Below are 7,757 nucleotides of genomic sequence, written 5' to 3'. Positions count from 1 at the left end.
GGCTTAATGGAAAGTTGGTTTTGTATTTGGAAGTTTTGGCATAACCAAAAGATTACGCATTTTTAATCCCAAACCCGCTGTAGTGCCAGAACGTTATGCGTCAGTTTGGTAAAACGTAGAAAAACAGAATCTGAATGAAAACATATTTATTTGACACTGATGATTTTGTTTTAATCAGTTACTTGAAATCTGAAACACCGAAAAAAATTTGGTGGTCACCAATTCAATATATTTTTGAATATGAAGATTTTTATATTGAGGCCGAAATTTATTGTAGCGAAAAAAATCTTGTTTCATTCAATGATTATGGATTCATTATGTCTGTCAATTTTGAAAAAGTAAGCGGAAAGTATTCAAACGTTAATGGTTGCATTGTTTTATCTGAAAACAGAAGAATATCAAATATTTATATTGTACGAACACTAATTTATTTTCACGATTATAGAAATAGAAAATATGTTGAAAATAAAAATTATAACTGTATTGGAGGTTTTCTAACTCATCCAAAAGAGGAATTGGAAAAAGAAATACAAACAGAAAGTACTAACGTGGTAGACGTTGGAATACTAGTAAATATAGAAAATGATTTTATTGATGCTTTTGTAAAAGGTAATGACGAGGATTTTTACAAAGTTGAAGAAAACTATTTATTAGAAAACATTGATTTTAACGATCTGCCAAAAGAATACGAATACATAAAATTTGAATAAAAAACCGAACGCATAACAGCTGTCTGTGGCTATTGTGGGATTTAGTGGAATTACCGTTTCGCAATCATATTTACGTCAAGCAAAAAATACTCGGGTTACGAACTTCCACAACAGACCACAGGCAGCGGGACGTTACCTGCTATATCACATAACCAAAATGAGAAAAACACTTCTAAAATTTCATATAATTTCAGTTTCGTTCTTAATTGTAAATTTTTTATGTGGAATTACTTTTGACATAAACTTAAATTATAGAATAGCATTACTTGTCAAAATATTATTTTATTTGTCCGGAATAGTTTTGTTTTTCCTTAATCTTAAACCATTTAAGAAGATTGCACTTTATTTTTTATTTTATCTAATTTCTCCCCTTTTACTTTTCCTTTCAATACTAATTGATGGAATTTTTGGCGGAATTTTGATTTCCTTTTTTGTGTTTTTCATCTCTCCGCCTGACGTTAGATTTCAAGATGAAAATATTAAAATTTATAAAGTTCATAGTGGATTGCTAGCAAGTTGTTGTCAATATGAAATTACTCAAAATGATTTCTTGGTTTTTGAGAAAAAAATTGGAGAATTTAAATTTGAGGAAAACCTACAATTTGAAAAGAGCAAAATAAACTATAACGACAAAAAACTAACAATAAAAATGTTACTGAAAGAATACAACGCAGAAACTGAAAATTACTATGCTAAAGATTCTGTAATTAACATTCCGTTGAAAAGATACAGCAGGTAACAGCCACTACAACGGATTTGGGCATTGGGTTTAATGGAAAGATGGTTTTGTATTTGGGATGATTTGGCAAACCCGAAGAATAGGCTTAATTTAGTCCCAAACCCGCTGTAGTGCCAGAACGTTGTATGCTATTTTAACAGACAAGAAGAAATGAAGAAGCACATCATATTATCATTAAATTTTTTATTCCTACTACTATTTTCTTCGTGTGAAAAAGTTTATTTTACTAACCTTAGAAATTCTACGGATTCAGACTTAATTTTAGAAATAGTTCTTGATAAAGATTCTGTAAATAAATACAATAACCATCTGAAAGAATCTACAATAATTAGTTTTAATAATGGTGGTAAGCTTATAAAAATTGATTCAACAAATTATATTGCGACTTTCTTACTAAAATCTAAAGAAGAATATACTTTCGAAGGTGGATTAGGTGAAAAACCTAAATTCACGGAAATTTCTAAAATTAATATTTATGGAAAAGATACTTTGAGAATAAATTCTAGAGCAGAAATGTTTAAAAACTTTGAAGAAGAAAGTAATCGACAATATGTCCTAGAAGTTAAATAAAAACAGCATACAACACACGCTACAAGCAAGCTGGGCATTTGGCTTAATTTGAAGATGGTTTTCTATTTGAAATATTAGTATTTAACCGAAAGAGTACGCATTTTTAATCCCAGCCTGCGTGTAGCGCGGGAACGTTAGCAGTAATGCGCCAAAAAAAGAGAATATTTATGAGAAAAATAAACTATCTACAAATCATTTTTCACTTTATAGCAACGTGTTTTTTTATATATTCATTTTACTCATTTTCCGCAATTTATAATATTAAAATTTTAACTGTAATCTCAGAAAACGGAAGTGAGAATGTATTACGAAATTCTGAAAAATTTGGAATAACTATAATGGATATTTGGAACTTTTCTTTTGTAACTCAACTTTCTGCTGTTTTAGGAATATTAACTTCATTTATTATTTCTATGGTAATTTCTATAAAAAATAAATGGTCTGTTTGGAATAGTTTCATTGTTCTTTTACTATGTTACACACTAAATCGATTTGATCTTTTAGGTTGGAGTTATTTAAAATCCTATATATCTCCAGGAAGATTAGTAAATAATCTGCTTTTTAGTTTTTTAATTACGGGGAGTTTCTTGCTTCTAATTGGATTGATAATTTTCTTTTCTAATTTTTTAAGAACCCGAATTGAAAATCAGAAACTGAAACAAATGCACTACTGCTAACACACGCTACAAGCAATTTGGATATTAGGCTTAATTTGAAATTAGTCTTGTATTTGGGATGATTTGGCAAATCCGAATAATAGGCTTAATTTAATCCCAAACTGCGTGTAGCGCGAGAACGTTAGCGGTTATGTTCAAGACCTACAGCTTAAAAACGAAACTTAAATTCAAATGAAAAAGCACTTACTACTATTTTTATTATTTTTTACTTTTAATTCATACTCACAAACAACTAAATATCATAGCTTGAGTGTTGTGGAAGTTGAAAACACAGAATCTGGAGATAAATATTCAGAATCCAAAAAAAGTGACATAACCTTACTTTTCGACCTGACGACTAGAATGATAAAAACTTCTGATAGTAAAATATTTAATATTGTAAAAATGAGAAGCTTTCCAAACGATGAAAATAATGAAGAATCACATTTTAACTGTAAAAATGAAAAAGGCGAAAAAATAACTGTGGTTTTAATTAATTATCTACATCCTAAAAATGGAATAGACGCTCAAATATTGATTAAGAAAGAGGTAGTTTTAATTTATGACGCAGAGAAATTAGAAAACTGATTAAAAACACAACCGCTAACAGGCGTTTGGCAAGATTGCGAATTATGTGGTAAATTCACATTTACATTTCGCAAGAAATTTTATCTTTAACAGAAAATAATCAGTTCCGAAGTTCGCAACCTCGCCAAGCGCCGGAACGTTGGCGGTAATTTTGCCCGAACGAAATCTAAAGACTAAAATGAAAAATAAAATCCTAATAATTAATATTGTTTTACTCATACTTGTTAGTTGCAAAAACAATAAAAAGGAAGAAGGTTACGAAACTTCGGAACAATATGGAGATATTTATAATGAAGAAAAATCAACAAAACAATTTAATTATGATTCTGCCAATTGTAACAGATTAATAATTGGAATTTATAGCGAAACAAGAGAAATTGAAAATAAAAAACCATCTAAATACGCACCGTATTCAACCGAAAAAAATTATGAATTATTATTGCCAAAAAAACTTAATGAATTATTTGCAAAAAGCAAGAAAACAGGATATTGTTGTTGTCCAAATAGAAATTTATCAATCAATTTTTATAATAAAACTAAAGAATTTGATACAAAATTAGTAGACACAACAGAATATAAAGATAAAGTAATAATTTTTGACGAAGGTTATCAATCTTCAAATATTGTATCAAAAACTGAATGGAATAATTTCTTAAATGAAACTGAATTATTAACTTCTAACGAGTATTTTTCTACGAACTTGAATTCTGCCAGAAAAGTATATAACTATGCTTTGAAAAATAATTTAGTTTTAAAAACTAGTAATAAAGTATCCAAAAACTGGATGTTTTTTGATGGAGAATTCTTTTTAAAAGTAAAAGAATATGGAAACGAATTAAAAGCTGAAGATTTAGTTGATAAGATAAAAGAAGAATACAAAGATGATAAATTTGAAATTGAAGTATTATTTCAAAAGCATAGTTATAGTAAAGACAAATCTGAATATTATGATTGTGAAATAGAAATGAAAATTTATTGTAACAAAGATTTTTATAATAAATTCAACTTATACAAATCTAAATCGACTTTCAAAAAAACAAATGCTGAATTTTTCGTTTTAGGTAAATCGGAAACTTTGAATCAAATTGATAAAATATTAAAGAAAGTAAAATAAAAAAACTACCGCCAACACACGCTACAAGCAATTTGGGTATTAGGCTTAATTTGAAATTGGTTTTGTATTTGGAAGATTTGGCAAATCCGAAGAATGGGCTTAATTTAGTCCCAAACTGCGTGTAGCGCGGGAACGTTACCTGCTATATCACATAACCAAAATGAGAAAAACACTTCTAAAATTTCATATAATTTCAGTTTCGTTCTTAATTGTAAATTTTTTATGTGGAATTACTTTTGACATAAACTTAAATTATAGAATAGCATTACTTGTCAAAATATTATTTTATTTGTCCGGAATAGTTTTGTTTTTCCTTAATCTTAAACCATTTAAGAAGATTGCACTTTATTTTTTATTTTATCTAATTTCTCCCCTTTTACTTTTCCTTTCAATACTAATTGATGGAATTTTTGGCGGAATTTTGATTTCCTTTTTTGTGTTTTTCATCTCTCCGCCTGACGTTAGATTTCAAGATGAAAATATTAAAATTTATAAAGTTCATAGTGGATTGCTAGCAAGTTGTTGTCAATATGAAATTACTCAAAATGATTTCTTGGTTTTTGAGAAAAAAATTGGAGAATTTAAATTTGAGGAAAACCTACAATTTGAAAAGAGCAAAATAAACTATAACGACAAAAAACTAACAATAAAAATGTTACTGAAAGAATACAACGCAGAAACTGAAAATTACTATGCTAAAGATTCTGTAATTAACATTCCGTTGAAAAGATACAGCAGGTAACAGCCACTACAACGGATTTGGGCATTGGGTTTAATGGAAAGATGGTTTTGTATTTGGGATGATTTGGCAAACCCGAAGAATAGGCTTAATTTAGTCCCAAACCCGCTGTAGTGCCAGAACGTTATATGCTACTTGTGCCGAAATGACGCAGTTGAAAATAATTAGAAAATTTTCAATTAGATTTTAATTAAATAATGTAGAAAGGCTAAAGTTGAAACCTATCAAGAGAAGTTGGAAAAGTAGAATTTATGAAACAAGGAGTAAATATAAATAATAATGACGGAACAACAAATACAGTTTTTGTTGTTGCGAAATAAAGTAAAAACCCTGAAATAATTAAATTTGTTGAAGAAAAAACAAAAAAAAAGTAAAATAGACAGTATTTTCAATAATATTAGCAAATTTAAATATGTATTTAAAAATAATATTTACCGTTTTATTTCTTTTTAGCCTTATAGGAATTCGGATTGCGAGTTTTGAAGATTGGTTAATTCTGTCTCTACTAATACAAGTAATTTGGACATCAATTATTGCGAATGACATAATTAAACATTCAAAATCTAAAAGCAAATTAGATAAAATAATTGTAAAATTTAATAAAATATTTATTTACCTTTTGATAGTTGATATTGTAATCCTCTTTTTGTCAATGTCATTTCTTTTTAGACTAATATTTGCTTCTTTATATGTACCGACATTTTATGTAAGCGGAATTTGTATCGTAATTTCAATATTTGGAAACTATTACATAATAATTAATGAACTAATTAAAAGAGCAAATCCTATAGGCAAGAAAATTGCGTTAATATTATCTTCCTTAATATATCCAATTGGTGTGTTTATGGTTAAAGCAATATAACTATAATGCGGAAGCTTTAAAGTTGAATTTTATCGAGAAAATTTGATTTTTTATTTTTAGATTTAAAACAGAAAAATTAGAAATGAAACGTTGAAAATTACGAACCGAAAATCAAAAGGGCGAAAGTTGGAATTCGCCAACAGAAACTAGAAAAATTTTGTGGTTAAAATCATATTTTCGACCAAAAATAAGCAGCATATAACAGCTGTTTTGATATAGCTGGAATTTAGTGGAATTACCGTTCCGCATCAAGTTTTCGTTAAGCCGAAAAAGTAGCGGTTACGAACTTCCAGCCATCTCAAAGCAGCAAAACGTTAGGTGTCATTTCTCCCAAATTAGAACTTACAAAACTGAAAACGAACTGAAAATTGAAAACCGGAATATTGGAAACTGAAAAGCAGAAACGTGAAAGTTGGATTTAATAAACTAAAACTTGAAAAGTAGAAGTTTGAAATGCGGAAACCTGGAAAGCAAAAACGTAGCTGGATTTGGATCTGACAAACTGAAAGTTGAAAATTTGAAAAATTGAAAACCGAAATCTGAATCTGAAATAATATTGAAACTGCATAACCGAACTATTGTCGAATTTCTGAATGTACCAATCTTTCGTGTCGCAACGTCACCTAACACACGTCACAAGCAATTTGCAAGTTTAGTGGAATTATCGTTTTAATTTGTATTTTCGTTTAGCCGAAAATACTCAGTTTCATAAGTTGCAAACTGCTTGTAGCGCGAGAACGTTATGTACCATATTTCCAAAACACCGTTGAAATGAAACTAGAATATAATTTAAATATAAATGATTTTGAAAAAGCGATGCTTGAACAATTTAAGAAGCGCTACTTTTTTGCAATTCTCATTTATACTCCTTTTTCATTGCTGATCAGTTTTTTATTTGTTCAAAAAGAGTTTAGTTGGAATAGATTTTTAATATCTTTTGTGGTTTTTTTAATATTTTTTATGGCAACTATGATCATTCCTGACTTTGTAAAACATACTAAAATTGTAAAGAGTTTAAATTCTAATCCAAAATTTTTTGAAAAAAAAACTTTAGAAGTCAATGAAAGTGGAATTTAACAAATTTCAGAAAATAATCTTGAGATAGGATTCTATAAATGACAAGAAGTGAAAAAAGTATCAAAAACTGAAAATTATACTTTTATTACTTTAAAAAATAACAGTTCAATCATATTGCCAAAGACAAAAATTGAATATATAAACAAATTAAAACAAAACTTTAAAAAATACGGCACATAACAGCTACTACAACGGATTTGGGCAATTGGCTCAATGGGAAGTTGGTTTTGTATTTGGAATGATTTGGCAAATCCGAAGAATAGGCTTAATTTAAACCCAAACCCGCTGTAGTACCAGAACGTTATGCAACAGTTTAGAAAACACATGTATGAGAAAAATAACAATTGTGCTATTACTTTTTATTTCAATCAAGACTTTATCGCAGAATAACGATACAATTAACCTTTCCAAAATTAAATTTTGTGAATTAACAATTGATGATTTAAAGAGTGAAGATGCCGAATTAAAAGAAGTAAGTCTTGAAGAAATGGATTTGTGTTCTGATGGTTTTGTTCAAGATGGCAGATTTGAAAATAGAATTGGATATGAAAGTAAATTGTATCCTGGTGTAATTTTTCAAAAATATCAATCCGACAATAATATTATTGCAAAAATCCACTTAACTAGAGAATTTAAAGGATTTCTTCCCGACGGAAATTATGTTGAAATAAAAACTTTAAAAGCTGAAGATATTATAAAAAA

Annotated in this window: 8 protein-coding genes; all 8 read left to right on the top strand. The window is 28.3% G+C overall.

What is annotated here, in order from left to right:
* Positions 1 to 134 precede the first annotated feature (134 nt).
* The gene (locus IWX80_RS16875; protein WP_196854473.1) at positions 135 to 710 is read left to right on the top strand and encodes a hypothetical protein; all 576 of its coding nucleotides are present in this window, start codon (positions 135 to 137) and stop codon (positions 708 to 710) included.
* A 157-nt stretch (positions 711 to 867) separates the two neighbouring features.
* Positions 868 to 1,449 (top strand): hypothetical protein, encoded by a 582-nt coding sequence (locus IWX80_RS16870; RefSeq protein ID WP_196854469.1) that lies wholly within the window; start codon positions 868 to 870, stop codon positions 1,447 to 1,449.
* A gap of 150 nt (positions 1,450 to 1,599) precedes the next feature.
* Entirely contained in the window at positions 1,600 to 2,019 is a 420-nt protein-coding gene (locus IWX80_RS16865) for a hypothetical protein (RefSeq protein WP_196854472.1), read from the top strand.
* Between the two features lie 848 nt (positions 2,020 to 2,867).
* Entirely contained in the window at positions 2,868 to 3,263 is a 396-nt protein-coding gene (locus IWX80_RS16860; RefSeq protein ID WP_196854471.1) for a hypothetical protein, read from the top strand.
* A 178-nt stretch (positions 3,264 to 3,441) separates the two neighbouring features.
* A complete protein-coding gene (locus IWX80_RS16855) occupies positions 3,442 to 4,377 on the top strand; it encodes a hypothetical protein (RefSeq protein WP_196854470.1) in 936 nt (311 codons plus the stop codon).
* Positions 4,378 to 4,537: 160 nt separating this feature from the next.
* Entirely contained in the window at positions 4,538 to 5,119 is a 582-nt protein-coding gene (locus tag IWX80_RS16850; RefSeq protein WP_196854469.1) for a hypothetical protein, read from the top strand.
* A 1,630-nt stretch (positions 5,120 to 6,749) separates the two neighbouring features.
* Positions 6,750 to 7,055 (top strand): hypothetical protein, encoded by a 306-nt coding sequence (locus IWX80_RS16845; RefSeq protein ID WP_196854468.1) that lies wholly within the window; start codon positions 6,750 to 6,752, stop codon positions 7,053 to 7,055.
* Between the two features lie 328 nt (positions 7,056 to 7,383).
* The coding region (locus tag IWX80_RS16840; RefSeq protein ID WP_196854467.1) for a hypothetical protein at positions 7,384 to 7,757 on the top strand (374 nt) is incomplete at its 3' end.

The sequence above is a fragment of the Flavobacterium sp. CAN_S2 genome (assembly GCF_015752255.1).
GTDB lineage: Bacteria > Bacteroidota > Bacteroidia > Flavobacteriales > Flavobacteriaceae > Flavobacterium.
The sequence above is the reverse complement of the archived record's forward strand: the minus strand, read 5'-3'. Positions and strand labels throughout refer to the sequence as shown.

Excerpts from the sequence above, each read along its gene's own strand:
- IWX80_RS16875 (WP_196854473.1), top strand. The coding sequence starts at position 135 with ATGAAAACATATTTATTTGACACTGATGATTTTGTTTTAATCAGTTAC.
- IWX80_RS16870 (WP_196854469.1), top strand. The coding sequence starts at position 868 with ATGAGAAAAACACTTCTAAAATTTCATATAATTTCAGTTTCGTTCTTA.
- IWX80_RS16865 (WP_196854472.1), top strand. The coding sequence starts at position 1,600 with ATGAAGAAGCACATCATATTATCATTAAATTTTTTATTCCTACTACTA.
- IWX80_RS16860 (WP_196854471.1), top strand. The coding sequence starts at position 2,868 with ATGAAAAAGCACTTACTACTATTTTTATTATTTTTTACTTTTAATTCA.
- IWX80_RS16855 (WP_196854470.1), top strand. The coding sequence starts at position 3,442 with ATGAAAAATAAAATCCTAATAATTAATATTGTTTTACTCATACTTGTT.
- IWX80_RS16850 (WP_196854469.1), top strand. The coding sequence starts at position 4,538 with ATGAGAAAAACACTTCTAAAATTTCATATAATTTCAGTTTCGTTCTTA.
- IWX80_RS16845 (WP_196854468.1), top strand. The coding sequence starts at position 6,750 with ATGAAACTAGAATATAATTTAAATATAAATGATTTTGAAAAAGCGATG.